The sequence below is a fragment of the Arthrobacter burdickii genome, assembly GCF_030433645.1.
GTDB classification, from domain to species: Bacteria; Actinomycetota; Actinomycetes; order Actinomycetales; family Micrococcaceae; genus Arthrobacter_D; species Arthrobacter_D burdickii.
On sequence record NZ_JAROCG010000001.1, the window covers coordinates 1,249,593 to 1,276,130 of the forward strand.

The 26,538-nt window shown below is 69.0% G+C and carries 22 protein-coding genes and 1 riboswitch; of the genes, 14 read left to right on the top strand and 8 right to left on the bottom strand.

The window, feature by feature from the left end; translation table 11 throughout:
• Nucleotides 1-133: 133 nt before the first annotated feature.
• Nucleotides 134-835 (top strand): GntR family transcriptional regulator, encoded by a 702-nt coding sequence (locus P5G52_RS05855; protein ID WP_301225519.1) that lies wholly within the window; start codon nt 134-136, stop codon nt 833-835.
• Nucleotides 836-962: 127 nt separating this feature from the next.
• Here P5G52_RS05855 and P5G52_RS05860 read toward each other — a convergent pair whose 3' ends face one another.
• Nucleotides 963-2,201: a cobalamin-independent methionine synthase II family protein gene (locus P5G52_RS05860; protein WP_301225521.1), complete on the bottom strand. Its 1,239-nt coding sequence runs from the start codon at nt 2,199-2,201 to the stop codon at nt 963-965.
• Between the two features lie 388 nt (nt 2,202-2,589).
• A riboswitch (SAM riboswitch) is annotated at nt 2,590-2,715 on the top strand.
• Nucleotides 2,716-2,923: 208 nt separating this feature from the next.
• Between P5G52_RS05860 and P5G52_RS05865 the strand changes: the two genes are divergently transcribed.
• The 5 genes from P5G52_RS05865 (at nt 2,924) to P5G52_RS05885 (ending at nt 8,212) form a co-directional block, all read left to right on the top strand.
• A complete protein-coding gene (locus P5G52_RS05865) occupies nt 2,924-3,403 on the top strand; it encodes a PIN domain-containing protein (RefSeq protein ID WP_301225523.1) in 480 nt (159 codons plus the stop codon).
• A gap of 49 nt (nt 3,404-3,452) precedes the next feature.
• Entirely contained in the window at nt 3,453-4,814 is a 1,362-nt protein-coding gene (locus P5G52_RS05870) for an O-acetylhomoserine aminocarboxypropyltransferase/cysteine synthase family protein (protein ID WP_301225525.1), read from the top strand.
• A 1-nt stretch (nt 4,815) separates the two neighbouring features.
• Nucleotides 4,816-6,021: a cystathionine gamma-synthase gene (locus P5G52_RS05875; RefSeq protein ID WP_301225527.1), complete on the top strand. Its 1,206-nt coding sequence runs from the start codon at nt 4,816-4,818 to the stop codon at nt 6,019-6,021.
• A gap of 157 nt (nt 6,022-6,178) precedes the next feature.
• A complete protein-coding gene (locus tag P5G52_RS05880; protein WP_301225529.1) occupies nt 6,179-6,694 on the top strand; it encodes a flavin reductase family protein in 516 nt (171 codons plus the stop codon).
• Nucleotides 6,695-6,949: 255 nt separating this feature from the next.
• Entirely contained in the window at nt 6,950-8,212 is a 1,263-nt protein-coding gene (locus P5G52_RS05885) for an alpha-hydroxy acid oxidase (protein ID WP_301225531.1), read from the top strand.
• Between the two features lie 111 nt (nt 8,213-8,323).
• On the opposite strand, the gene P5G52_RS05890 is transcribed toward P5G52_RS05885, so the two are convergent.
• Nucleotides 8,324-9,574, bottom strand: a complete 1,251-nt coding sequence (locus P5G52_RS05890; RefSeq protein WP_301225533.1) for a M20 metallopeptidase family protein — start codon at nt 9,572-9,574, stop codon at nt 8,324-8,326.
• Nucleotides 9,575-9,830: 256 nt separating this feature from the next.
• Between P5G52_RS05890 and P5G52_RS05895 the strand changes: the two genes are divergently transcribed.
• Nucleotides 9,831-10,112, top strand: a complete 282-nt coding sequence (locus P5G52_RS05895; protein ID WP_301225535.1) for a hypothetical protein — start codon at nt 9,831-9,833, stop codon at nt 10,110-10,112.
• A gap of 464 nt (nt 10,113-10,576) precedes the next feature.
• Complete coding sequence (locus P5G52_RS05900; protein WP_301225537.1) at nt 10,577-11,551, top strand: universal stress protein; 975 nt, start codon at nt 10,577-10,579, stop codon at nt 11,549-11,551.
• 517 nt (nt 11,552-12,068) lie between these two features.
• Here the strand turns inward: P5G52_RS05900 and P5G52_RS05905 are convergent.
• Nucleotides 12,069-12,722 carry a response regulator gene (locus P5G52_RS05905; RefSeq protein WP_301225539.1) on the bottom strand — a complete coding sequence of 218 codons (654 nt, stop codon included), beginning with the start codon at nt 12,720-12,722 and terminating at the stop codon, nt 12,069-12,071.
• A 182-nt stretch (nt 12,723-12,904) separates the two neighbouring features.
• On the opposite strand from P5G52_RS05905, the gene P5G52_RS05910 reads away from it, so the two are divergent.
• Nucleotides 12,905-13,072, top strand: coding sequence for a hypothetical protein (locus tag P5G52_RS05910; protein ID WP_301225541.1), 168 nt, complete (start codon nt 12,905-12,907; stop codon nt 13,070-13,072).
• Nucleotides 13,069-13,905: a universal stress protein gene (locus tag P5G52_RS05915; RefSeq protein ID WP_301225543.1), complete on the top strand. Its 837-nt coding sequence runs from the start codon at nt 13,069-13,071 to the stop codon at nt 13,903-13,905. Before P5G52_RS05910 ends, P5G52_RS05915 begins: the two co-directional genes overlap by 4 nt.
• Nucleotides 13,906-13,972: 67 nt before the next feature.
• Here P5G52_RS05915 and P5G52_RS05920 read toward each other — a convergent pair whose 3' ends face one another.
• Entirely contained in the window at nt 13,973-14,782 is an 810-nt protein-coding gene (locus P5G52_RS05920) for an ABC-2 transporter permease (protein ID WP_301225545.1), read from the bottom strand.
• Nucleotides 14,772-15,731: an ABC transporter ATP-binding protein gene (locus tag P5G52_RS05925; RefSeq protein ID WP_301225547.1), complete on the bottom strand. Its 960-nt coding sequence runs from the start codon at nt 15,729-15,731 to the stop codon at nt 14,772-14,774. Before P5G52_RS05925 ends, P5G52_RS05920 begins: the two co-directional genes overlap by 11 nt.
• 368 nt (nt 15,732-16,099) lie before the next feature.
• Here P5G52_RS05925 and P5G52_RS05930 point away from each other — a divergent pair, with 368 nt between their 5' ends.
• Both P5G52_RS05930 and P5G52_RS05935 read left to right on the top strand, forming a co-directional pair.
• Nucleotides 16,100-17,773 carry a DEAD/DEAH box helicase gene (locus tag P5G52_RS05930; RefSeq protein ID WP_301225549.1) on the top strand — a complete coding sequence of 558 codons (1,674 nt, stop codon included), beginning with the start codon at nt 16,100-16,102 and terminating at the stop codon, nt 17,771-17,773.
• Nucleotides 17,774-17,876: 103 nt separating this feature from the next.
• Nucleotides 17,877-18,278 carry a YccF domain-containing protein gene (locus P5G52_RS05935; RefSeq protein ID WP_301225551.1) on the top strand — a complete coding sequence of 134 codons (402 nt, stop codon included), beginning with the start codon at nt 17,877-17,879 and terminating at the stop codon, nt 18,276-18,278.
• Nucleotides 18,279-18,318: 40 nt separating this feature from the next.
• On the opposite strand, the gene P5G52_RS05940 is transcribed toward P5G52_RS05935, so the two are convergent.
• Both P5G52_RS05940 and P5G52_RS05945 read right to left on the bottom strand, forming a co-directional pair.
• Nucleotides 18,319-19,821 (bottom strand): flotillin family protein, encoded by a 1,503-nt coding sequence (locus P5G52_RS05940; protein ID WP_301225553.1) that lies wholly within the window; start codon nt 19,819-19,821, stop codon nt 18,319-18,321.
• Between the two features lie 147 nt (nt 19,822-19,968).
• Entirely contained in the window at nt 19,969-21,999 is a 2,031-nt protein-coding gene (locus P5G52_RS05945; protein WP_301225554.1) for a penicillin-binding transpeptidase domain-containing protein, read from the bottom strand.
• A gap of 193 nt (nt 22,000-22,192) precedes the next feature.
• On the opposite strand from P5G52_RS05945, the gene clpB reads away from it, so the two are divergent.
• The gene (clpB, locus tag P5G52_RS05950; RefSeq protein WP_301225556.1) at nt 22,193-24,817 is read left to right on the top strand and encodes an ATP-dependent chaperone ClpB; all 2,625 of its coding nucleotides are present in this window, start codon (nt 22,193-22,195) and stop codon (nt 24,815-24,817) included.
• Between the two features lie 79 nt (nt 24,818-24,896).
• Here clpB and P5G52_RS05955 read toward each other — a convergent pair whose 3' ends face one another.
• A complete protein-coding gene (locus tag P5G52_RS05955) occupies nt 24,897-25,964 on the bottom strand; it encodes a septum formation family protein (protein ID WP_301225558.1) in 1,068 nt (355 codons plus the stop codon).
• 299 nt (nt 25,965-26,263) lie between these two features.
• On the opposite strand from P5G52_RS05955, the gene P5G52_RS05960 reads away from it, so the two are divergent.
• Nucleotides 26,264-26,503 carry a DUF3073 domain-containing protein gene (locus P5G52_RS05960; RefSeq protein ID WP_087074409.1) on the top strand — a complete coding sequence of 80 codons (240 nt, stop codon included), beginning with the start codon at nt 26,264-26,266 and terminating at the stop codon, nt 26,501-26,503.
• Nucleotides 26,504-26,538: the final 35 nt, after the last annotated feature.

Genomic DNA, 26,538 nt, shown 5'->3' on the forward strand with positions numbered 1-26,538 from the left:
AAGACCTACATCAAGGCTAGCCCGGCAGTGACGCGAAGCACAAGCCTCTCGGGGAACTTCTTATAAGATGTCCTGAAGGAACTACACTGTGAAGAACGGGGGCAACGCCTCGGTTTCGGAATCGGAGCGTGAGATGAGCACCACGAACGTCTTTTCCAGCAAGGGCAGTCTCGCGTACAACGAACTCCGTCAGCTGATCCTCTCCGGTGGCCTCGCCCCGGGCTCGCGCATCTCGCAGTACGAGCTGGCCGACAACATGCACATGAGCATCACGCCCCTGCGTGAAGCGATCCGCCGGCTCTCGAGCGAGGGCCTGATCATCATGGACACCCATCGGGATTCCAGGGTGGCCACCATGAGTGCCTCGGAAGCACGGGAACTCCTGGAAGTCCGTCTCTCACTTGAACCATCGGCAACAGAACTGGCAGCCTCCCGCCGGACTGACGCCGACATAGCAGCAATGCGCGCAGCCGCCGAGAAGCTCCTGCCCGTCACGCGGGTCTGGGGCGAGGAAGCGATCATGGTGCACCGGGAATTCCACCGGGCCGTCTACGCCGCCTCGCACAACCATGTCCTGATCAAGCTCCTGGATGATCTGTGGGACAAGTCCGACCGCTACCGCCGCATCGGCCTCGAACTCCCCTCCGGGGATGAGCCCCGAACGATAGACCTGAACCAGCACCACCAGATACTCGAGCTCGTCGTTGCCGGGGACGGCGTCGGCGCTGCCGAACTCGCCCGCACCCACATCGCCAACAGCCTCACGGCCTCGGTCACCGGAGCTCTGGAGGAACGCGAGACCGTCCAGTCAGCACCCCTGGAGCAGACCGCCTAGCATCCGTCGGTTTCTCTATTTCCGGGGTATCCGCCCCGGCGCGGAACGACCCGGCTCGGCTGTCCGGAGACCATCCGGACCACCGAGCCGGGTCCGTCACCCTGGTGACGAGGGTGGCCACCGGAGGCTAGGCGAGTGTTCCGGAGCGGGCGAAGAGCCGGTTCGACGCGATCTGCGCGCCGCGTCCCAGGGACTCGAGCTTCGCGGCGGCGATCTGCGGGTGGATCCTGCCACCCAGCCCGCAGTCGGTGGAGGCCACGACGTTCTCCCGACCGACGAGTGCGGCGAACCGCTCGATGCGCTGGGCGACCAGCTCAGGGTGTTCGACGACGTTGGTCGCGTGCGAGACGACGCCGGGAACCAGCACCTTCCCGGCAGGAAGGTCGACGTCCTGCCAGAGGGTCCATTCGTGTTCGTGGCGTGCGTTCGCTGCCTCGAAGGAGTACGAGCCGGCGTTGATACCCAGTACGAGGTCCACGATGTGGCGGAACTCGATGTCCGTGGTGTGCGGGCCGTGCCAGGATCCCCAGCAGACGTGGAACCGGACCTGTTCCTCGGGTAGTCCCCGCAGCGCATAGTTCAGGGCCTCGACCCGGATCCGGGTGAACTTCTGGTAGTCCTCGATGGTGGGTTCGGGATTGATCTGGTCCCAGTTCTCCGCGATGGACGGATCGTCGATCTGGACGATCAGGCCTGCTTCCACGATGGCCTTGTACTCCTCGCGCAGGACATCGGCCCAGGCGTAGATGAACTCCTCCTCGCTGGCGTAGTAGTCGTTGCCGATCCTGCTGGCGGACCCGGGTGAGAGGGCCGTGATGAACCCCGTCGGGATGTCCGCAGCAACCAGGCCCGCTTTGAGGTTCGTGATGTCACTGGCCAGTGCGGCGTGCCCGGTGTAGGAGATCGGTCCGGTCGCGGACGGAAAGGCCGTGGCGTTCTTGCCGATCTGGATGCCGCTCTCGGGATCCTGGTAGGCCGCCGCGAAGCGTGTCCAATCACGCCGGTCGGCGAACGAGGTCAGCCTGATGGCGCCGGGCTCGCTACGGACAGGCTCGGCGAGGATCGGGTTGAAATCCGTCAGTTCCAGGCCGGCGGTGCGCTGGAAGCTGTAGGTCCACCAGGCGCCGTAATCGACCGGGTTGGACATCGCCTTGCCGTACTCACCGTCGCCCGGGATCGTGATCCCGAACTCCTTCTGGCGTTGGACGAGGTCCACCACGGCAGTGGTGAGCAGCCCTTCGAATTCGGGTGTCCGCTCCAGGGTGAAGCCGTCCTCGGCAAAGGTGCGGGCGGCGTTGGCGGCGATCAGTTCCGGTGTGCGAGGCAGCGAGCCGGCGTGGCTGGTGGAGATGCGATCGAGGGTCATGATGCTTTCCTTTCCATCGGTCCTGCCATTAGCACCCTTCCGGACAGGAAATCCGGGGGAAGCTGCAGCGTCATGGAGGCAGGTCTCTCAGCTGCTCTGGATGGTGTGGCTTAGGGCTCTAAATCCACCGGTGACGCAGGCACGTCCCCTCCACAGTCGAAAGACTGAGCACCAATCGGAGGGGCTGGCCCCATCATGGACGACGATCAGGGCGCTGGAAAAACCAGGGGCGTAATATTCCGGAGCAATTCGGTGTGGAGTTTCAACCCCTGCTGCCACGAAAGTCCTGCTGTCATGCGTGGAACAGTCAATAGGCGTGCGGATGTACGAGGACACCGAGGAGTGGGTGTTTACTTCGAGCACGATTGCGTGGTTATACTTCCAACAGCTTCATGAATTGTGACCGCCAAGCTCCGACTTGGTCACATACCAACCCCGCGCTCGGTGGGTGGTTCGGATGACGAAGCGGTCCGCATTCACCCCCTGGGGTACCTGGTGCGGGCAAGAGCTCGCGAAAGGACGCGGCCCCGTGCCGCCCGCCCATGACTGCTACCTCCTCCCTTGCTGATCCCCACTCCCAGGTTCCCCTGTCGGTGGTGAGCATTCACGACTACGAGGCACTGATGGCTCCACGTGAAGCGTTCGTGGACTTCCTCCTCAGACCGCATGTGGCTCCGAATCGCACGGAGGACGCCGGTCTGCCTGCGCTGGCAGTCTGAGGAATGCCACGCACAAGCGGCCTCCTTCTGGATACCGACGTCGTCGTGGAGTTGCGGAGCCCCCGCCCTTCTCCGGCTGTCGTCGATTTCCTCCAGCGGAGGAGACACTTCCGCATATTCGTCTCCGCTCTGACAATCGGAGAGCTGCACCTGGTCAGCCGGGAGAACCAGCAATACCAGTACGTCGGCGCCTGGGTGCAGGAGTTCGTTAACTCCTACAGCTCGAACATTCTTTCTGTCGACGCTGATATCGCGGCTGTCTGGGGTCCGATGCTGAGCGACGCCGAAGTGTCCGCAGTCGATTCCCTCATTGCTGCGACTGCCATTTCTAGGAGCCTCTCCATTGTGTCGGGGAATGTGGAGATCTACCGGAAATTCTCGGTGTCGGCCATCAATCCCTGGATTCCGGAAGCGCATTCCACCGCGGACGAGGCACCGCCGCTCCCGGGTTCCCGGACAGGATCGACGACGCAGCCTGTTTAGACCGATTCGACCTCAAGCCCTAACTACTTCTGCCGAAGGAGCATCTTCGATGAGTACCGGTGACGCTGGCTGTACGGCCACTTCCCAGATCCATGCAGGTTATGAACCGCAGGCCCCCTACCGGCCCGTGGCAGTTCCGATCTATCAGACCGCGGCATACGAATTCCCGGACTACGCGTCGGCCCGGCGCATGTTCGCGCTGAAGGAGCCGGGCTTCACCTACACGCGGACCGGCAACCCGACGGTCGCGGTGCTGGAGCAGCGGATCGCTGCGCTCGACGGCGGCGTGGCCGCGCTCGCGACGGCGACCGGGCAGGCGGCGGTCGCCGTCGCCCTGGTGTCGCTGGTCCGCGGAGGGCAGCACATCGTGGCGTCGTCGAAGCTGTACGGGGGGACGGTGGACCTGCTCACCGACACCTTCGACGATTTCGGGATCGAGGTCAGCTTCGCCGACCCGGCAGACCCTGGTGCCTGGCAGGCCGCCGTGCGCCCGACCACGCGGGCCTTCCTGACCGAGTCGATCGGCAATCCGCTGGCCACGCTGCAGGACCTGCCGGCGATCGCCGCGGTCGCCCATGCCGCAGGGGTGCCGCTGGTGGTGGACAACACCCTGGCGACCCCGGCCCTGTTCCGGCCCCTGGATCACGGGGCCGACATCGTGGTGTATTCGGCCACGAAGTTCCTCGGCGGGCACGGGAGCACCCTCGCAGGCGCCGTGGTCGACGGGGGGCGCTTCGACTTCTCCGCCTACCCGGACCGGTGGCCGCAGCTCACCCGGCCGAAGCGCCGGTACGGCGGGGAAATCCTGTGGGAACGCCACGGCCACGGCGCGTACCTGGCCCTCGCGCGCAGCAAGTACCTCCACGACCTGGGCCCCTCGCTCGCACCGGGCAGCGCCGCGCAGATCCTGCAGGGGCTGGAGACCCTGGACATCCGGGTCGCCCGGCACGCCCAGAACACCCGCGAGGTCATCCGGTTCCTGGCGGATCACCCGGCCGTCGCCGCGGTGCACCACCCCTCCGTTTCGGGCCACCCGCAGGCCGGACTCGCGGCCCGGGACTTCCCGCAGGGGGCCGGCAGTGTGTTCTCCTTCGACCTGGCCGCCGAGCCCGGGCAGGTGGGGGCCTTCATCGATCGGCTCCGGTTGTTCAAGCTGGTGGCCAATGTGGGGGACACCCGGTCGCTGATCGCGCACCCGGCAGCGATGACGCACTGCCGGCTCACCCCCGGGCAGCGTGCCGCCGCCGGGATCGCGGAGACCACGATCCGGCTCTCCGTGGGCCTGGAGACCGCGGCGGACCTCGTCGCGGATCTGGACCTGGCCCTGGCTCCGCTGGTGGGCACCGCGGACCTCACAGCCACTTCTCCGGCGGCAGGTGCCGTCGTCGTCCATGCAGGAACAGGGGTCTGAGATGACGAAGTACTCGGGTTTCAACACGACAGCCGTCCACGCCGGGCAGAACCCCGATCCGTTGACCGGAGCGGTGATCCCGCCGATCTACCAGACCTCCACCTTCGTGCAGGACGGGATCAACGTGCTGCGCGCCGGGCACGAATACAGCCGGGGCTCCAACCCGACCCGTAACGGGTTCGAAGCCCAGTTGGCCGCCCTGGAGCACGGGGCGGCGGCCTTCGCTTTCGCCTCCGGGCTTGCGGCCGAGGATGCGCTGCTGCGGGCACTGCTGCGCCCGGGCGATCACATCGTCCTCGGCGGGGACGGCTACGGCGGCACCAACCGGCTGATCAACGGGCTGCTGGGCCCGTGGGGCGTGGCGAACACGGCCGTGGACATCACCGACCTGGCGGCGGTGGCCGCCGCGGTCCGGCCGGGCTCCACCGCACTGCTGTGGGTGGAGACGCCGTCGAACCCGCTGCTGGGCATCGCGGACCTGGTCGGCTGGGCGACGCTGGCACACGATGCCGGAGCCCTGCTCGTGGTGGACAACACGTTCGCCTCGCCCTACCTGCAGCGGCCGCTGGACCTCGGCGCGGACGTGGTGGTGCACTCGACCACCAAGTACATCGGCGGGCATTCGGACGTGCTCGGCGGAGCCGTGGTCGTAGCGGACCGTTCTTTCCGCGGCACCGCGCTGGCCGAGACCATCGGCTACCAGCAGTTCGCCGGCGGCGCGGTCGCCGGGCCGCAGGACTGCTTCCTGGCCGCCCGCGGGCTGAAGACCCTCGGCCTGCGCATGGAGCGACACACCTCCAACGCCCAGGCCCTCGCCGAATGGCTCCGGGACCAGCCCGGCGTCGCGGAGGTGCTCTACCCCGGCCTGCCCGAGCACCCGGGCCATGCCCTGGCGGCGCGCCAGATGTCGGGCTTCGGCGGGATCGTCTCGCTGCGCTTCAGAGCAGGAGAGGCTGCCGCACGGGCCTTCGCCGAATCGACCCGGCTCTTCGCGCTCTCCGTGAGTCTGGGCGGGGTGGAATCGCTGGTCTGCTACTGCTCGGAGATGACCCACGCCTCGGTACGGGGTACCCCGCTGGCGGTGCCCACCGACCTGGTCCGGCTGTCCGTCGGCGTCGAGGACCTGGCAGACCTGCAGGAGGACCTGGCCGCCGCGCTGGAGAAGACCCATCGGGCGTCCAGGAAAGCCGTGGCTCTCAGCGCCTGACCCACGTCCAGCAGCACGCCCCGTTCCAGCCCTGTTCACTACGCAATACGACGGGCGATGACCCCGTGTTTCCTCATACGACAGCTCGCCTCCCCGGCTCTTGGGTGCGGGCACAAACGGTGATTGATTGAATTCATACGCCACGAAAGGACCCATCATGACGGACATTTCGGACCTCAGCCCCCAGCGCCTCCGGCAGGTGTTGGGACACTTCGCCACCGGGCTGACCGTGATCACAGCGGCGACACCCACCGGTCCGGCCGGGTTCACCTGCCAGTCCTTCGCCTCCCTCTCGCTCACCCCGGCGCTGGTCACCTTCAGCCCGGCCCGGACCTCCAGCACCTGGCCCCTGCTGCGTGCAGCGGGGCGCTTCACCGTGAACATCCTGTCGGCAGAGCACCAGCACCTGGCCGGCCAGTTCGCACGCTCGGGTACGAACAAGTTCGCCGGCGTCGACTACACCACGTCGCCGCTGGGCAACCCCGTGCTGGAGGACGCACTCGCCTGGGTGGACTGCGAACTGCACCAGGAGTACGACGGCGGCGACCACACCATCGTGGTGGGGAGCGTCCGGTCCCTGAGCGCGCGGCTCGACGCCGAACCCCTGTTGTTCTTCAAGGGCGCCTACGTCGGAGTGCAGTCCCCGGCAGCAGTGCTGGAGAGGACTGCATGAACCGGTCGCGCATGGGCCACTGAGGCCCTGGACTCCGATCCCGGGCTCCGCGCTGTCGGGTCAGAGCAGGGGGTGGACTCCTGCACGCTGCTCCCGAGGTTCCTGCGCGGGCCCCCGGTCCGTAGAAGCCCGGTGCCTTTCTTGGTAGAGTTCGGGGACTACTTTGAATCGTTTCAACCTTGCGGCCCGATGACGGGTACAGCAGGTCGAGGCGATCCGCCCTCAGCGCACTGCTGCAATTGGAAGGACCATCGCGTGACCAAGCGCCAACTCCCCGTCCCGGCGGAAATGCTCGAGCTGATGCAGTTCAAGAAGATCGAGCTCAACGGCAAGAAACGGCGGCTGGGATCCGCGCTCACCATTGCGGACCTGCGCACCATCGCCAAGCGGCGCACCCCGAAGGCCGCCTTCGACTACACCGACGGCGGCGCCGAGGGCGAGTTGTCGCTGGCCCGGGCCCGCCAGGCGTTCGAGGACATCGAGTTCCACCCCTCGATCCTCCGCCCGGCCGAACACGTCGACACCTCGGTGGAGATCCTCGGCGGACCCAGCGCACTTCCCTTCGGTATCGCGCCGACCGGGTTCACCCGGCTCATGCAGACCGAGGGCGAGACCGCCGGCGCCGGTGCGGCGGCTGCGGCCGGCATCCCCTTCACCCTCTCGACCCTCGGCACCACCTCGATCGAAGGCGTGAAGGCAGCGAACCCGAACGGCCGCAACTGGTTCCAGCTCTACGTCATGCGCCAGCGGGAGATCTCCTACGAGCTCGCCCGCCGGGCCGGCGAAGCCGGGTTCGACACGCTCATGTTCACCGTCGACACCCCCGTTGCCGGCGCCCGCCTCCGCGACAAGCGCAACGGATTCTCCATCCCACCCCAGCTGTCCATCGGAACGGTCCTCAACGCGATTCCGCGGCCGTGGTGGTGGATCGACTTCCTGACCACCCCGAAACTGGAATTCGCGTCCCTGAGCGACACCGGTGGCACGGTGGGTGATCTGCTGAACGCGGCGATGGATCCGACCATCAGCTACGACGACCTCGCCATCATCCGCGACCTGTGGCCCGGGAAGATCCTCATCAAGGGTGTCCAGAACGTCGAGGACTCAGTGCGCCTCGTGAACATGGGGGTGGACGGGATCATCCTGTCCAACCACGGCGGCCGCCAGCTCGACCGCGCGCCCATCCCGTTCCATCTCCTGCCGCAGGTCGTCCGCGAGGTCGGCCGCGACGCCACGATCATGGTGGACACAGGCATCATGAACGGGGCGGACATCGTCGCCTCCATGGCCCTCGGCGCGAAATTCACCCTCATCGGCCGCGCCTACCTCTACGGACTCATGGCCGGCGGACGCGAAGGCGTCGACCGCGCCATCGCGATCCTGCGGGACGAGATCGAGCGCACCATGCGGTTGCTCGGTGTCTCGCACCTCGGTGAACTCGAGCCCAGGCACGTCACGCAGCTCACCCGCCTGGTACCGGTCGGTTCCACCCCCAGTGAGGTCACAAGGCTCGTCTGACAGCGGTGGCCGGGAGACTCGAGGGCCGGCGCCCTTCCTTCGAGCCCTTCGACACCGGGGGATCCTGCTTGCCGCTATCGGCGAGCAGGATCCGGGCCACCGACACTCACGTCAGCCGCCTGCCGCTTCCCTTCGTGCGTCCGCCGAGAGCAGCCGGGAGATCGCGAGCTGCGCGTAGAGCGCTGCGCCATCGGCGAGGACGCTGTCGTCGAAGACGGCATAGGGGGAGTGGTTGAACGGCGCCGTCACCGGCTCGACGCCGGGAGGCACCGCCGAGAGGAAGACGAAGCTGCCCGGCACCGCGTCGAGGATCCGGGAGAAGTCCTCCGACCCACTCATCGGCTGCGGCATGGTGACGTACCGTTCGGCGCCCAGCAGTTCGGCGACCTGGGCCTCGGCATGCGCCGTCTCGTCGAGGTCGGTGATGGTGACGGGGTACTCGTGGAGGTACTCGATCTCGGCCTCCAGCCCGTGGGCGGCTGCGATGTGCCGCACCAGCCGAGGGGCGGCCTCGGTCATCCTGTCCCGGTTCGCCGTGGAGAAGGTCCGGATGGTCGCCTCGATCCTCGCGGTCTCCGGGATGATGTTGCGCTGAGTGCCCGCCTTCAGGACTCCGACGGACAGCACCACGGGGTCGAACATGTTGAACTGCCGCGTGATCAGGACCTGCAGTTGGGTGACGATCTCCGCGGCGACGGTCACCGGATCCTTCGCGGAGTGCGGCGAGGATCCGTGCCCGCCCGCTCCGCGCACCGTCACCATCAGGGCGTCCGACGCCGACATCAGGGGACCGCCGCGGCTGGTGAGCATCCCGTTCGGCATGAGCGACGACGTCACGTGCAGCCCGTACGCAGCATCCGGCGTCCGACCGGCCGCGCCGAGGACTCCTTCCCGGATCATGACGCCCGCGCCGTCGTGGCCCTCCTCGCCGGGTTGGAACATGAGGACGACGTCGCCCGGCAGCTCCCCGCGGCGCTCGGCGAGCAGGGTGGCCGCGCCCGCGAGCATCGCCGTGTGGAGGTCGTGGCCGCAGGCGTGCATGACGCCGTCGACCTCGGAGCTGTACGGGACTCCGGTTGTTTCCTGCACCGGGAGCGCATCCATGTCCCCGCGCAGGAGCACCACGGGTGCGGCGCCGTCCGCCCCGGACGCCCCACCGCGCAGGACCGCGGTGACCGACGTCGTGTCCGTGCCCAGGGTCACTTCGTAGGGGAGCCCGTCGAGTGCTGCGAGCACCTTTTCCTGGGTACGCGGCAGGTACAGGCCCAGTTCCGGCTCACGGTGCAGGCGGTGCCGGAGATCGATGATGTCTCCGGTAAGCGACCGGGCGTCCTCGAGAAGCGCCGCTGGGGACAGTGTCATGGTTTCCTCCTGGCAGGGACCGGGCTGTTCTCCCACCCTTGCAGAAGAACTCTGGAGAGGCGAGCGCGCCCCGCAGGCGGCTCGTGCGCGATCCGGCACGGGCCCCGGCGGAATCGGGGCGGTCCCGACAGGTTTATCGATCGGAAGGGACTTAAGACCCTAGTGCAATGCCGAAGTGCCCCGTGAAATGGGACCGATTCGCCGTCGGCTTTTACGGCAGCTCCGCGGATCACTGACGATTGAGGAGCTTTTCACCATGACCAGCATCAGCATCATCTGGCCCCGACTCGACCCGACCGTGCAGGAGTGGCTCCTGCAGAACCCGGGGTGTGTCGTCCTTCCCCGGACCATGGCCAACCGTGTGGCGACCGGAATGGACGAGGAATTGCCCGTCGACGAGCATGGGGAACATTGGTTCACGCCGGAGGACATGACGTTCCTGAAGGCCCGGCGACGGGCGCTGGACGCGGACGGATCCACCGCGCCGACCGGTGCAGAGGCGCGCCCCGATGTTCGGGAAGAAGCGCTGCGCCGTTGAGGGACACCTCAGGGCGATGGCCGGCTCGGGCTTCGGAGCCCCCTCCGGACGGGGCCCCCAGGAGTGCGCCCACGATGTCGAAGCGGAAGGACGCCGTCGCGCTATGGCACGGCATCCCTCGGCAGCGCACCAGAAGCTGAGGGCCCTGGTCAGTGCGGATGCAGAGCTGAGCAGCGCGCGGATCTTCGTCGAAGGCTGCGTGACGGCCGTCGACATCGACGGTCTCGATCGCGTGCGTCGACGCCCTGTCGCCCGGGACGGAGATCATTCTCGATCTCACGAACGCGGAGGCGAGGGCCGAAAGGCCCTGACCAGCAGGGCCGGTGTCTGGAATGGTTGGAGATGGCTGCTCACACGGGCGGCCCGATGAAGCGGGCTGAGCTGTGCCGCCGCGTTCCAGTCTTGGGAAGGACACCGATGAAGGCTCTCCCGCCCTTGTGCCACGACGACCAGGAGGACCTGTCGTGAAGGCTTCGCAGGACAGCCGGGCAACCACCCCCCGGCCGGACAAGCGGGTCCGGCCTCTCGTGGTGGCGGTCCGCGACGCTGCGACGGGTGGCCCGGCCGTCCTGTGGGCAGCACGCCGCGCGAAGTCGCTCGGTGTTCCGCTCACCCTCGTCCATGCCGTGCCGGATCCCGCCCTGATGCCACCGGGCAGCCCCTACGGCGACGTCGTCATCCGCGGCCGTGAGGTGCTCCGGACGGAAGCGAGCCGCATCTCCGCCGACTTTCCCGCGCTGCACGTCGGGACATACCTCCACTGCGGCGATGTCGTGGAGGCGCTGCTGGGACTCGCCGCCGAATCGCCGCTGCTCATCCTGGGCTCGGACCGGATGGACGCGGCCAGCGGTGAGTTCCGGGGCTCGGTGTCCCTGCAGGTCGCCCTCGGATCACGCGTACCCGTCGTCGTCGTCCCTTCAGATGATGGGAGATCGCCGGGCACCGAGGGGACCATCGAAGGGACCGCCGACGCGACGACCGACGCGACCAGCGGGGGAGTGGTCGTCGGCGTCGATGGGTCTCCGCTGTCCGGCGTCGCCCTGCTCAGGGCGGCCGATGAGGCCCACGCGATGGGTACTACCCTGACGGTGGTGTCGGCGCCCGTCCACGGCTCGGGGGTGCCGCAGACCCCGGTGATGCAGGAGGGGGCGTCGGCACTGCTGCTCCACGTCTCCACGCGCTACCCGCACCTCGCGGTGCGCCAGGTCCTCGACGAGGTGCGCGATGCGGCGCAGGCGCTCGCACACTACGGCGCGGGTGCCGACCTCCTGGTGATCGGACGCCACGGGAGGGGAGCCCGGACGGGTATGTACCTGGGGTCGGTCACCCACACGCTGCTCCTGCACCCACCCTGCCCGACCCTGGTCGTCCCTGATCCCGGGCCCGTGCCACCACTCGACGGAAAGCTCCAGGAGCCGGAGCGGACACCCGCCCGTTGACCGCTCCGCGGCGTTCCGGGGCGCCGACCCGGGGTGCGAGCCAGGCACGAACGCCGTTCCATCGAACGCGCACGGACCGCTCCAGCACGTTCTACTCCGGTATGAGGGGGTGGGTCTCCCGATACTTCTGGATGTGAAGGGCGAGTTTCCGCTCGGTCTCCCGACGGCGTTCGCCTTGCCGCTGGAGGAGCATCTTCGGGTCTGTTTCCTTTCCACGGGTCGGCTGCTCCCTGCCCGCGGACGAGCCGGGGGCCGGAGGGGGAACAGCAGGAAGGGTGGATGGGGTCTGGTCGGTGATCACGGTCGTGTCCTCTGCTTGCCTGCGCCTGGAGTGGGGTCGGCCCGCGGTTCGGTCGACCGTATCCGGCGGCACGTCCTTTCCCTGCGGGCCCGTAGTCCATGGTCCGCCCAGAGGGGGGTTACCCCCTAGGGTCTTAAGGCTCCATTAGGGGGTGGTGTGGTTGCGGCGTCGGGGCCTCCCCGTCTTTCGTCGCCTGCATCCTGGCAGGCGGGCTGATCAGGGCCTGCTGATGAAGACAGCGGCCTGGGTGCGGCGCTGGAAACCCAGCTTCGACAGCAGTGAGGACACGTAGTTCTTCACCGTCTTCTCGGCGAGGAACAGCTCTCCGGCGATGTCCCTGTTCGTCAGACCGGCTCCAATGAGCGCCAGGACCTTCCTCTCCTGGCTGGTCAGCCCCACGAGGCGCGGATCCTCCACCGGGGCGGCACTGAGGCCGGCCACGATGCGTTCCTTCAGTCCCGCCTCGAAGAGGGACGCCCCGCGAGCGGCGCGATGCAGCTTGTCGATCAGGTCGGAGCCGAGAATCTCCTTCAGGATGTACCCGGAGGCGCCGGCAAGGACGGCTCCGCGCACGGCCTGGTCGTCGTCGTAGCTGGTCAGGATGACACATGACAGTGAGGGATCGATGGAGCGCACATCGCGGCACACCTCGATGCCCGTCCCGTCAGGGAGCCTGGCGTCGAGGATCGACACGTCCGGGGACAGGGCGGGGATCCTCCGCGTCGCCTCCTCGGCGGAGCCCGATTCCCCGACGACGACGAAGCCTTCGCCCTCGAGCAGCTCCCGCAGGCCCCGCCGCACCAACTCGTGATCGTCGAGAAGGAAAACCGTCGATCTCTCCGCCCGCCCGTCAACCATCGCGCCTGTCATCTTCTTCCTTCTGTCTGGGCAACCGCTCATCCCGCTCGCGTCCCATCATGAACCGGCCGCCCGACCTCGGGCAGGGCCGAAAGTCACCTTCGACCGTGGGTCTTTCGACCCTGTCGTAACCCTCGCGCCGGGGCAACCATGAAGATCTACGCGTTCCCTCTTGCCAGGACCAGGAATCGACCATGGAGCCCATCGTCCCGCCCCGCCGTCGGGTCATCGTCGTGGGAGTGGACGGCTCGACGTCGTCCATCCGCGCGCTGGAGCTCGCCGAACACTTCATCCCGCTCGCCGGCGACGTTCCAACGGCGGTCGACCCCGCGCGCAATCATCGAGGAGGTGCATCAGCGTGAACCCGTCCACGGGAGGCAAGCCGGTCGTGGTGGGGTACGACGGCTCGGACGGTGCGAAACGTGCCGTGCTCTGGGCGGCCCGGTACGCGGCAGCGGCCGGCCTGCCGCTCGTCGTCGCCCACTGCTGGCCCTGGCCCCTCTTCACCAAGGACCTCGGCCCCGTCCCAGGTGTCCAGGACAGCGGCCTGCGCCGGCAGGCCGAGACGACGGCAGAGGAAGGACGCGCGCTCGCGGCAGGCTCCGAGCCCGGCCTCGATGTCGGCAAGCGCATCGTCATCGGATTCCCTGCCGAAGCTTTGACGAGGCTCTCCACCGAAGCATCCCTCGTCGTCACCGGGACACGAGGCCTCGGTGGCTTCTCCGGGCTGCTGGTCGGATCGGCCAGCCTCCACCTCGCGTCGAGCGCGGCGTGTCCCATCGTGGTGGTCCGGGAAGCGCGGCCCCAGTCCGACGCCGTCCTGGTTCCCGTCGACGGGTCTCCCGAGAGTGACCGGGCAGTGGCGACGGCAGGCGATCTCGCGGTGGCCCTGCGCAAGTCCATCCACCTCCTCCACGTCGAGCAGTCCCGACGGCGCCACCCCGCCGAGACCGTCCCTGATCCCGGTCACGTCCTGGAGCGGTCCGCCGCCCTGCTGGCGGCCCGTCCGGGCATCGCCGTCACGACGGAACACATGACCGCTCCCTCGATCCCCGGACTGATCCTGGAGCGCGCCGGCAGCGCAGCCGGCGTGGTCATCGGCGCCAAGGGACACAGCACGCTCGGCGTGCGGCTGGGTTCGACGGTCCACGCGGTCCTCCACCACGGCCAGGGAAACGTCGTCATCGTCCGCTGACCACCGCCATCGCCGGCCGACTGTCCGTCTGCGGATGTCTGCGGATGTCTGGGGATGTCTGCGGATGTCAGCGGATGTCGCGGCGGGAGAGCCCCACGGCGGCGGCCAGCACGAGGACGCCGCACAGGCCGAGGATGAGCGCCATGCCGCCCCACGCACCGTTCCCGAAGCCGTTCGCGAGCGGAGCCGGGTCGAACGCCCAGGTGTACGGGGAGAAGTGTCCGAGCCATCGAGTCGCCTCCGCCTGGTGGCCGAGGGCATTGAAGGCGTACCCCAGGACGGCGATGCCCGCGCCCGCCGCCACGGACGCGGTCCTCGAACCGGTTGCTGCTCCTGCCGTGACCGCCGCAAGACCGCTCAGGAGGCTCAGCAGGTACAGCGCGACCGTGCCTGCGACGACGTGGCCGGGTGTCAGCCCGAGCTGGGAGGGACCGTTCAGCACGAGGACGGCCACCAGCAGCACGCCGCAGACGACGGCGAGGCGCAGAGCCAGCGCGAGGGCCGCTTCGAGAGCGACCTGCGGGCGCGTGACGCCATGCGCCAGGGTGAGCTCCAGGGCACCGCTCTCTTCCTCGCCACCGATCGCGGCTGCTCCCCACCCCACGGCGGCGATGGTCAGCAGCACGAAACCGAGCAATCCCAGAAGGGTTGCCTGGGCGTAACCCGCACCTGTGGAGATCGAGGCGAAGCCGAGGGTCGTGACCAGTTCCGACGGCAGGGATGAGACGACGGCCTCGAGGTCGCCGGTCGCCCCCATCGACGGGTAGATCGGGAGGTAGAGGAGGCTCGCCGCGATGAGGCCGACGGACCAGCCGGCCATCCCGACGCGGGAGCGGCGCAGTGTGTGCCGGACCACCGGCAGTGCGCTACCGGCCATGACGCCCCACCTCCATTCCAGGTGCCGCCTGCGCGTACAGCCCGAGGACCGCCTGCTCGAGGTCCGGCTCCTCGATCACGACATCCACCAGCCCGAGGCGGGACAGGACGCCGAGCAGTGCGACGGGGGAGCCGGACACCTGGCCCTCGACGACCGTCGCTGCACCGCCCGGGCGGAGGGTGTTGGGCGGATCATCGGTCGGCCGGAACGCTAGGCCCGCCTGCCGGAGGGCTTCCGCCTGCCCCGCCGTCAGCGGGGCGTCCAGCTCGAGCCGGACGCTGCGGGGTGCTTCGTCCCGCAGTTCGGCCACGCGCGCGGAGCGCACGAGATCGCCCTGCCGGATCACGGCGACGTGGTCCGCGCAGTGCTGCACCTCGGAGATCACATGGGATGAGAGGAAGACGGCCTGGCCGGCCGCTTTCGCCTCCCGCATGAGGGCGATGAACTCGCGCTGCATCAGGGGGTCGAGGCCGGACGTCGGCTCGTCGAGGACGAGCAGCTCGGGCCGGTGCATGAGCGCCTGGACAAGCCCGAGCTTCTGCCTGTTGCCCTTCGAGAGCGTCCTCACACGGCGTGACGGGTCGAACTCCAGCCGTTCGACGAGTTCGTTCCGGAAGCGCTCGTCGACGGGACCGGAGATGAGGCCGAAGTACCGCAGCGTGTCATGCCCCGTGGCGCCGCCGTCGAGCTTGAGGTCCCCGGGCAGGTAGCCCACGCGCCTGCGGAGTGAGGGGCCGCTCCGCCAGGATTCGGTTCCCAGGACGATGGCCGTACCACCGCTCGGTCTGATCAGGCCGAGGATCAGGCGCATGGTCGTCGACTTGCCCGCGCCGTTCGGGCCGATCACACCCACGACGCTGCCCGGCGGCACCGAGAGCGAGACCCCGTCCAGGGCTGTCAGGGACCCGTACACCTTGGTCAGGTCCCGCAGTTCGAGTGCGTCCTTCATGCTTCCTCCGTAGGACGGACAGCCGATGGGCCGCCCCGCGCTCCGACTCATCGGTGCACGGGCCTGGAAGAATCCAACCACGCCCGGGGCCCGATGCGGTGCGCCGGGGATACTGCATTCCACCGGCGGCGCTACTGCGGCCGATGCGGGGATCCGGGCGACCTGCTGATAAACTGGGAGGACTTGCCTGCGCACGGCGGAGAACTCCAGCCAGTTGAACGCGCAGCCTGCGTCGATAGAACGCATTCTTTTGTCCCGCATCCGGCTCCGAGGATCGTGAGCGCGGTGGACACTGTCTGACTTTTCTTCGGCGAACCCCTGCGCCAACCGGTGCCGGGGAAGATGAGAAGAAAGTTCGTGTTAACTACATGACTACTTTTGCCGCCCTTGGTGTGCCCAAAGCACTGGTCGAGAACCTCGCCGCGCAGGGCATCACCGAACCATTCCCCATCCAGGTCAAGTCACTCCCTGATTCCCTGGCCGGGCGCGACGTCCTCGGACGCGGCCGCACCGGCTCGGGCAAGACCCTCGCCTTCACCCTCCCCATGGTCGCGCGCCTCGCCGAGCAGGAAGCGGCCTACCGCCGCAAGCCCGGGCGCCCCTTGGCCCTGGTCCTCGCACCGACCCGCGAGCTCGCGACCCAGATCAACGCCACCGTCGAGCCCCTGGCCAAGGAGCTCGGACTCAACACCACCGTGATCTACGGCGGCGTCTCGCAGCAGCGCCAGGAGAAGGCCCTGCGGGCAGGCGTCGACATCGTCATCGCCTGCCCCGGGCGCCTCGAGGACCTGATGCGCCAGAAGCTCATCACGCTCGAGTCGGTGGAGATCACCATCCTCGACGAGGCCGATCACATGGCCGACCTCGGCTTCCTGCCCGTCGTGAAGAAGCTGCTCGACACCACCCCGGCCGACGGCCAGCGCCTGCTGTTCTCGGCGACGCTCGACAACGGCGTGGACAAGGTGGTCAACCGCTACATGACCAACCCCGTCACCCACTCGGTCGACGACCCGCAGGCCGCGGTCACCACGATGGAGCACCACGTGCTCCTGATCGGCGACCAGACGCAGAAGAAGCAGCTCATCGTCCAGCTCGCCTCGGGCACCGGACGCCGGCTGCTGTTCATGCGGACCAAGCACCACGCGCGCAAGCTCGCCAAGACGCTCACCGACGCCGGCATCCCCGCCGTCGACCTGCACGGCAACCTGTCGCAGAACGCCCGTGACCGGAACCTCGCCGAGTTCTCCTCGGGCGACGTCCGCGTCCTCGTGGCCACGGATGTCGCCGCGCGCGGCGTGCACGTCGACGACGTGGAACTCGTGGTCCACGTGGATCCGCCCACGGAGCACAAGGCATACCTGCACCGCTCAGGCCGCACGGCCCGCGCGGGTTCCTCGGGAACGGTGGTCACCATCACCCTGCCCGAGCAGAAGTCCGAGGTGCAGAAGCTCATGAAGGCTGCCGGCGTCGACGTCGCCTTCGAGAACGTCAAGGCGACCTCGCCGCTCGTCCTGTCACTCACCGGTGACGTGGCCGACAAGATCGATCCGCGCACCCGCGCCGCGCTCCTCGCCTCGCGGGAGGCAACGCGCGGCGAAGGTACCTCGACGGGTGCGAACGCCGAGCGCAAGCGCGCCCGCCGCACCGCAGCTCCGGCTGCGGGAGGCCGTGGCGGACGGGGTGGACGCGGACGCGTCTCCGCCGAGCCGCAGGCCGCGCAGGGCAACCGCGCGGAGCGCCGCAAGGACCAGCCGCAGGCCCCGCGCTTCGGCACGGACACCGGTGCTGCCGGGAAGTCGGGCGGGTCGCCCCGCCGGGCAGCCGAGCCCCGCACGGCATCGGAGACCACGACGCGCAGCCGCCGCCCGGCGTCCGGCCAGCGTGTCGGCGACGCCGTACGCCGCCCTGCCGCGGGAGCTCCCGCAGCAGGCGGCCAGCGGAGCCACGCGCCGTCCTCGGCTCCGCGGGCCGAAGGCGCACGCCGCGCCGGTGGCTCCCGCAGGGCCAGCGCTCCGGCGTCGAACGACCGCCGCTCGCGCTAGCACCGTCCGGTCCAGGAACCGCTGAAGGGCCCCCTACCCGTCTGGGTAGGGGGCCCTTCGTCTGTCGCGTGCAGTGCGTCGCCCCATGGGGAACAATGGCCGGATGAACACACTCCTGAATGTCATCTGGCTTCTGTTCGGCGGCATCTGGCTGGCCCTGGGCTACTTCGCTGCGGGCATCATCTGCTGCCTGCTGATCGTGACCATCCCGTTCGGCATCGCCTCGTTCAGGATCGGCGCCTACGCCCTGTGGCCCTTCGGCCAGACGGTGGTGAACCGGGGTGGGCCGGCAAGCGGATTCTCGATGGTCGGCAACATCATCTGGCTGCTCGTCGCGGGCATCTGGATCGCGATCGGGCACGTGCTCACCGCCATCCCGATGTTCGCGAGCATCATCGGCATCCCGCTGGGCATCGCCAACCTCAAGCTCATCCCGGTGTCCCTCGCCCCGCTCGGCAAGGTGATCGTCCCGTCCTCGGGGACGTACCTGCCCACCTACCGCTGAAGGGCCGCCGCATCGACCGGCAGCGGCCCTCCCGACGCACCTAGTCGGATCCGGTGACCGTGGACCCGCCGGTGCCGTTCCGGGTGGAACCGTTCATGCCGGCCTTGTCCGGAGTCCTGAGCAGGTCGCCGAGCAGCGCGATGATATCGAGCCCGGTGGTGTCCTTCACCAGCTGCGTCGTCTGGTGGACCCCGGTCGAGACATTCCTGCTGAGTTGGCTGGCGCCGTCGTTGGAGACCACCGTCATGGTGTCGATCGCCGACATCGGCGAGGCGATCTCGCGTGCCATCGCCGGTAGGACTTCGAGGACCTTCGACAGGATGGCGGCCTGGTTGAACTTCTCGTAGGCCTCCGCCTGTGCGGCGATACCAGCCGCTTCCGCCTTGCCACGGGCTTCCGCCGACCCGGCCTCGGCGTTGCCGCGGGAGGCGATGACGGCGGCGTCCGCCCGGCCCCGAGCTTCGTTGATCGACGCTTCGGCGGTACCGCGCGCGGTGTTGGCGGCGGCGTCGGCCTCTGCTGCCACCCGGTCGCCCTCGGCGACGAGCTTGCGGCGCGCGAGGTCGACGCGGGCTTCGATCTCCGCGGCCTCCGAGGCGCGGCGGCGTTCCTCGAGCTTCGCGTCGGCCTGCTGGATGAGGCGGTACTTCTCGGCGTCGGCCGGCTTGCGCACCTCGGTGTCGAGCTCGCGCTCGCGGAGCTCCGCCCGCCGCTGCGCGACCTGCTGCTCGCGGATGATGACCTGCTCCTGCTGTTCGGCCTGGGCGAGGGGGCCGGCGGCGTCGGCTCGTGCCTGGCGGGCATCGGCCTCTTCCTTCAGCTCTGCCCGGCGGATGATCAGCTGCTGCTGCGCGAGGGCCACCTGCTCGTCGGACAGGGCACGGGCCTGCTCGGACTCCTGCATCGAGCGCGCTTCGGCGATCTTCGCATTGCGCTCCGCAAGGGCGGCCTCGGGCCGGCCGAGGTTCTTCAGGTAGCCCGAGTCGTCGTCCACGGACTGGATCTGGAACGTGTCGATCTCCAGGCCCTGGTTGTGCATGGAGTGCTCCGCTTCCTCCTTGACGCTCTTGGCGAAGGTCGCGCGGTCCCGGATGATCGATTCGACCGTCAGGGTTCCCACGATGGAGCGGAGCGAACCGGACAGGGTCTCCTGCGTGTAGTGGTCGATCGCCTCCTGCTGGTTGAGGAAGCGCTGGGCGGCCTTACGGACGGCGTCCGCGTCACCACCCACCTTGACCTGGGCGACGCCGGTGAGGTGGAGCTTGATGCCGTTCTTGGAGATGCCTTCGATGCGCAGGGACACCTGGCGTGATGCCAGGGACAGCGGGTAGGCCCGCTGCGAGAACGGGTTGATGAAGATCCGGCCGAAGACGACGCGCTGGCTGTCCGGATCCGGTTGCCCCTTGCTGTCCTTCGACGAGATGATGAGCGCCTGGTCCGGGCTGGCGATGTGCAAAGCCATTCGGGCGAGGACGACGGCGGCGATGATGATGGCGAGCAGCACCACCGCGCCGATGATGAGCGGGATGAACGTGAGATCCACTGCGACCCTTTCAACGGTCTTCGAATTGCCTCCGGCGCAGCGGGCGCGCGCCGGAGGATGATCAAGCTACTGCGTGTGCGCTGCTGACCTGACCCCCATGTCATCGAAGTGGATAGCCCGTGGACCGGCCGACGGGCTGCTGGAAATCTACGGGGCGGCACCCGTCAGGAAGGCCTGCATGAGGGGGCCGCCGGAGGTGGAGCCCAGTTCGCCCTCCTCGACGAAGACCGCGACGGCGAGGTCGCCCTGCAGGGCGACGACCCACGCATGCGTCCGAGGGGGAGTCTCGCTGCCGAATTCGGCGGTCCCGGTCTTGGCCAGGACGGGCTCGCCCGGCACGTCCTGCAGGAGCTGGGCTCCGCCCTGCTGGACGACGGCACCCATCAGGGTCTTCAGCGTCGCGAACTCCCCGGCGGTGAACCTGCTCGGCGGTGCCTCGGACGGCGCTTCGGCATCCTCCCCGGTATCTTCCCCGGTGCCCTCCTCGGTTTCCTCCCCGGCGGAGGCCGACGCCGTCGCGTCGCCGGTGGGGGCCGCGGTAGCCGCGGCGCTCTCCGATCCCGGATCGAGTTCGGCGGACTCGCCGGGGGCGAGGAGTGTCGGCGTGACCCGCGATCCGGCGCCGACGGAGGCGGCCATGGTGGCCAGTGAGAGGGGCGAGACGAGCACTTCGCCCTGGCCGATCATCGCGGCGGCGTGTGCCGTGCCCTCCGCCTCGGTCGGCACGGAACCGAAGAACGCCGGCGTTCCGATGGCCGCCTCGACCCCGATGCCGAGGTCGGCGGCCGCGCTCACGAGGTCGGCCTGCGTGATCTCGTCCCGCGTCGAGATGAATCCGGTGTTGCAGGACTGCGCGAAGGTTTCCAGCAGGGGGATCGTGCCGAGGAACTGTACGGGATACGTGCTCGCGTTGTTGAATGTCCGGCCGTCCACGGTCACCTCCTCGGTGCACTGCGTGGGAGTCTGCGGCGTGAAGCCCTTCCTCAGGAGTGCGAGGCTTGTGGCGATCTTGAACGTGGACCCGGGCGGGTACTGGCCCAGGAGTGCCGTCTGCAGGCCTTCGCTGCCGGGGCCGTTGGCTGCGGCGAGGATTTCTCCCGTGCTGGGGCGGATCGCCACGATGGACGACGCCGAGGGCTCGTCCGCGAGCACCTTTTCCCCGAGGCCCTGCAGCCGGGCATCGATCGTGGTGGCGAGGTCCGTGCCGTCGACCGCGGGTGTGGCGAAGAGCTCCCGGGTGGGTGCGTCCGGGGCATCCATCGGCACGGCGAAGACCTGGAGGCCGGGCGTGCCGCCGAGCTGCGCGTTGTGCTGCAGCTGCAGCCCCCCGAGTCCCGTGACGTCTCCGGCCCGGACGGCGCCGCCGGACTGCTCCACGAGTTCTTCCGTCGCATCGCCCACGCTTCCGAGGAGTTCCCGGGCGAAGGTGCGGGTCGGGCCGAGCTCGAGGGTGTCCGCCTGCCGGAGTGCTCCCGGGACGGCATCGATCTGCGCGTCCGTCACGGTCCGGGTGGCGTCGTCCCGCAGCACGAGGGCCACCACGAACGCGTCCGCACCCGCCGTCGCGACCTGCTCCTCGTACGCGGCCGGATCGATGTCGAGCAGCGCCGCGAGCGCGCGGGCGGAGGCGACCTGCTGCGCCTCGGGGACGAGCGTCTTGTCGATGCCCACGCGGATCACCGGCCGTTCGGTGACGAGGACCTCTCCACCCGCGCCGGTGATGTTCCCGCGGTCCCCGGGAACACGTGTGAGGGTGAGCTTCTCGTCCGGCAGGAGGTCCGGGACGACCACGTCCGGTTCCCACGCGGTCTGCCACACGTCCTCGACACGGGTGAGGTCCGCGGTCGTGCTGTAGGTCCAGTCGGAGTCGGTCTCGTCGAGGTCCCACACGTAGTCGAGGGTCGCCGTGGCGCTGTCCTCCCCGGTCTCCTCGACCTCCGCGACGCTGACCCGCGGCATGTCCGGCGCAAGGCCCTCGGTGATGGCGGCGAGTTGAGCGGTCACCTCGGCCGGTTCGGCCGACGTGAAGGCGGACTGCCCGACGTCGAGCCGGGAGAGTCCCTCGGCCAGGGTCCCTGCGGCGTCCTCCGCCGTCGGCCGGTCGTCGGTGCACGCCGCCAGGCTGACCGCGAGAACGGCGGTGGTCAGGACGGACGCGGCACGGCAAAGTTTCCCCATACGGTCATTATGACCGAGCCGCGCAACTGCCCGAGGGGCGGCTGCCCGACGCCCGCCTGTCGCGTACCCACCTGCCGCTTTGCCTGCGGGCAGGGGAATATCCTGCCCGCAGGCAAAGTTGAGTCAAGTACACTCAATGTGAACGCCACGGGGAATGCCGGATTCCCCTCCCCGGACCAGAAAGGAACCCCGCGTGGATACCAACTTCACCACCAAGAGCCGTGAGGTGCTTTCAGCCGCTGCCATGAACGCATCCACGGCGGGCAACGCCCAGATCGAGGCGCCGCACTTCCTCAAGGCGCTTCTGGACCAGCGCGACGGCATCGCCGTCGCGCTCCTCAAGGCAGCCGGTGCGGACCCCGACAGCGTGAGCGTGCAGGCGAGCGCCGCGATCAAGGCCCTGCCGTCGTCGTCGGGCTCCTCCGTCGCGCAGCCCCAGTTCTCCCGTGGCGCCCTCCAGGTGATCAACGCGGCGAAGCAGGAAGCGGAGACCCTCGGGGACCAGTTCGTCTCCACGGAGCACCTCCTGCTGGCCCTCGCAGCCGACAGCGGTGCCGCCGGCACCATCCTGCGCTCCCTCGGCCTCACGCGCGAAGCCCTCGCCTCCGCACTGCCCGGGGTGCGCGGAGACCGTCGGGTGACCACGCCTGACCCGGAGAACACCTTCCAGGCGCTCGAGAAGTTCGGTGTGGACCTCACCGAGGTGGCCCGCAGCGGCAAGCTCGATCCCGTCATCGGGCGCGATGCCGAGATCCGCCGCGTGGTGCAGGTGCTCAGCCGCCGCACGAAGAACAACCCGGTCCTGATCGGCGAGCCCGGTGTGGGCAAGACCGCCGTCGTCGAGGGCCTGGCCCAGCGCATGGTCGCCGGGGACGTCCCCGAGTCGCTCCGCGGCAAGTCGCTGATCAGCCTCGACCTCGGATCCATGATCGCCGGCGCCAAGTACCGCGGCGAGTTCGAGGAGCGGCTGAAGGCCGTGCTCGAGGAGATCAAGGGCTCCAACGGGCAGGTCGTGACGTTCATCGACGAGCTGCACACGGTCGTGGGCGCGGGCGCATCCGAGGGCTCGATGGATGCGGGCAACATGCTCAAGCCGATGCTCGCGCGCGGCGAGCTCCGGCTCATCGGCGCGACGACGCTGGACGAGTACCGCGAGAACGTCGAGAAGGATCCGGCCCTGGAGCGCAGGTTCCAGCAGGTCTACGTCGGCGAACCCTCGGTGCCGGACACGATCGGCATCCTGCGCGGCCTGAAGGAGCGCTACGAGGCGCACCACAAGGTCTCGATCGCCGACTCGGCGCTCGTCGCCGCTGCCACGCTGTCCCACCGGTACATCCCGGGCCGGCAGCTGCCCGACAAGGCCATCGACCTCGTGGATGAGGCCGCGTCGCGCCTGCGGATGGAGATTGATTCCGCCCCCGTGGAGATCGACGAGCTGCGCCGGGCGATCGAGCGGATGCGCATGGAGGAGATGGCGCTGTCCCACGAGAAGGACGAGGCGTCCCTCGAACGGCTGCAGGCACTGCGCGCCGAGATGGCCGACCGCCAGGAGGAGCTCGACGGGCTGAACGCCCGGTGGGAGGCCGAGAAGGCAGGCCTTAACCGCGTCGGCGACCTGAAGGCGTCCCTCGACGACCTGCGCTCGCAGGCCGACCGCGCCCAGCGCGAGGGCGACCTCGAGACGGCGTCCCGCATCCTCTACGGCCAGATCCCGCAGGTGGAGCGCGAGCTCCGCGAGGCGCAGGCCGCCGAGGAGCAGACCGCGAACTCCCCCGACCTGATGGTCGCCGAGGAAGTCACCGCGAACGACATCGCGGAGGTCATCTCCGCCTGGACGGGTATCCCGGCCGGCCGGATGCTCCAGGGTGAGAGCGAGAAGCTCCTCGCCATGGAGGAGGTCATCGGCGCGCGGCTCATCGGCCAGCAGCGGGCGGTGTCCACGGTGTCCGATGCCGTCCGTCGTGCCCGGGCCGGCGTGTCCGACCCGAACCGCCCCACGGGTTCCTTCCTGTTCCTCGGCCCCACCGGCGTGGGCAAGACGGAGCTCGCCAAGGCCCTCGCCGACTTCCTGTTCGACGACGAGCGCGCGATGATCCGGATCGACATGTCCGAGTACTCGGAGAAGCATTCGGTCGCGCGCCTCGTGGGTGCCCCTCCGGGATACGTGGGCTACGAGGAGGGCGGCCAGCTCACCGAGGCCGTGCGGCGCCGCCCCTACAGCGTGGTGCTGCTCGACGAGGTGGAGAAGGCGCACCCGGAAGTGTTCGATCTGCTCCTGCAGGTGCTGGACGACGGGCGCCTCACGGACGGCCAGGGCCGGACCGTGGACTTCCGCAACGTCATCCTCGTGCTGACGTCGAACCTCGGGTCGCAGTTCCTCGTGGACCCCTCGCTCGACGACGCCGCGAAGCGCTCCGCCGTGATGTCCGCCGTGAACGCGAACTTCCGGCCGGAGTTCCTCAACCGGCTCGACGACGTGGTGATCTTCGATCCGTTGAGCCTCGACGAGCTCTCCCGGATCGTGGAGCTGCAGGTCAGGTCGCTCGGTGAGAGGCTGCGTGACCGCCGGCTCGAGCTGGACGTCAGCGCCGCGGCCAGCGAGTGGCTCGCGCTCACCGGATTCGATCCGGCGTACGGTGCCCGTCCGCTGCGCCGGCTCGTCCAGCGCGAGATCGGCGATCGGCTGGCGAAGGGCATTCTCGCCGGCGAGATCGTCGACGGCGACACCGTGGTCGTCGACCGGCAGGAACCGGACCCGGACGGGGCCGGCGACGTCGGCCTCGACGTGGGCGGACTGCTGGTGCACGCCGCGCGGTAGCCGCAAGGACCACGAGTACAGTGCAGTGACGAAGGGGAGGAACCGGAGGTTCCTCCCCTTCGTGCATCCGGCCGCGGCGTCAGGGGTTGAGCAGGCTCTGGCTCACGGTGCCGCTGTTCCCGATCACCGCGAAGCAGTCGACCCGGCGGTCACCGTCCGCCCAGGTCTCCTCGGTCGGGGTGGCGCGGAGGAGGGTCACCTGGAGATCCTCGGTGACGACGTCGGGATTGACGTCGGCCGAGGCGGTCGCGCAGGCGGCCTCGGCGCGGAGGTCGAGCTGTTCGCGTCCGGGGAACTCGGCATCCTCGGGGTATTCCTCGCTCGCCAGGAGCTGCGCGTTGTGCGGTTCGCTGCAGTCCACGCGCACGGCATCCTCGGTGACCTCGGTGAAGTCGGCGAGGCACTCGCCCGCCGCGAGCGACGACGGATCGACGCGATCGTCGTCACTCCCTCCGCCCAGGAGGGAGACGAGCAGCCAGGCGAGGAGCCCCAGGAGCACGAGGGCGCCGCCGATGAGCAGCAGCAGCGGCAGGACGCTGTTGCCGGCAGACGTCCTGTCCGGCGCCGCATGCGCACCGATGTCCTCAGGGTCCGATGCCGTCGGGATCCATGCCGCGCGGGCGTCGTCGGCCGGTCGGGGCTCTGTCGGGGCACCCTGTCCTGCCGGGCCGATCGAGGCCGGGTCGGTGCCCGGGTACAACCCCGGATGTCCGAGGCCGGGCTCGCCACCCTGGGGAGGGTAGGCATAGGGGCCGCCGACGGGTCCGGGTGCCGTGTCGCCCGCTGTGCCGCCGGCCGGAGCAGTGCCATCGGGGGCTGCGCGGACCGTCGGCGCGGTGGCCGGCAGGGGCCCGCCCACCAGTGTTCCAGCCTCCTCGGCTGCGGCCGCCACGGCCCGGGCCTCGGCGGCAGCATCCTCCAGCGAGGCGGCTTCCGCGGTGTCCCTGCTGATCTGCGCGGGTCCGAGGGCGGGGTCCTGCAGGTCGAGGGTCTCGGGCGACACCGACAGTTCGGGCTCCAGGGCCACGGCGGAGACGTCGCCGTCGTCGAGGACGATGGCGTCGGCGTCCACCACGTCCGGCCCGTCGGACCCGTCCGGCCCGGGGTGGTTCCCGGGGTCCCTGGGTGCCTGCTCCTCGTTGCTCATGGTGGGCCGCTGTCTCCTTGCGTTCCTGGTGCGCGTGCTGCCGGGGGCTTCGGCGTGGCTTCGACTCTATCCAAGATCCTCCGGGGAGGACCGGACGCGGCACCGGAGGCCGCTTGCACGAACCGCCGTCCGCTGTCGAGGCCCTCCCCGGAGCCCGGTGGAACCCGCGCTCGGATGCCGCGGAAAGCATGTAATCTATACCTACGACAAACTGACCAAATACTCCGGGGCCTCGCTGCAGCCTTGGGCCTCGTGCCCCAGTGACCACCTCCGGATCGACGCACAAAGGGGGTCACGCCATGGGGCGCGGCCGTCAAAAGGCAAAAGCTACAAAGCAGGCCAGGGACATGAAGTACTTCAGTCCGGCCACTGATTATTCGGCACTGCAGCGAGAGCTCACAGGCCCGGGTAGTCGTGCGTCCACGCGGCGTACCGAACCTCTCGAGCCGGTTGAGCCGGATTACTCGGAGTACGCGGACAAGTACGCCGATGATCTCGACGACGATGGTGAGGAGAGCGGCTCGCGCCGCATCGGCTGACCTCCGGTCGACCGACCTCCTCGATACCGCACACG